Origin of the sequence: Psychrobacter sp. TB55-MNA-CIBAN-0194 (assembly GCF_040309505.1) — a bacterium.
GTDB lineage: Bacteria > Pseudomonadota > Gammaproteobacteria > Pseudomonadales > Moraxellaceae > Psychrobacter > Psychrobacter fozii.
The window spans coordinates 1-263 of record NZ_JBEOOW010000416.1 but is presented as its reverse complement, the minus strand read 5'-3'; the positions used below and the strand labels follow the sequence as shown (position 1 = coordinate 263).

General features: G+C 63.5%; 1 protein-coding gene. It reads left to right on the top strand.

Features of this window, described 5'->3' with window-relative positions; genetic code table 11:
- A partial coding sequence (locus tag AAEY75_RS15700) for a hypothetical protein (RefSeq protein WP_352260114.1) occupies positions 1-263 on the top strand: 263 nt, incomplete at both ends.

Below are 263 nucleotides of genomic sequence, written 5' to 3'. Positions count from 1 at the left end.
CCGTGCGTCCGACTGCGGCGGTCGCCGGTCGGCAGGCCACGAAGCGGCTGCTCGACATCACCCGGGATAAACTGTCGGCCCGATACCGAACCGAGAGAAGCGTCATGTTGATCCGCGTTGCGACCCTGGCCGATGCCATACCGCTTGCCGAACTGAAACGCGATAGGTTTCGCGAAACCTTTCTGCAGGACGGCTTCGGCATCGACTATCCGCCGAACGATCTGGCCGAGTACGAGGCCCGCACCTACTCGGTTGCCGCGATC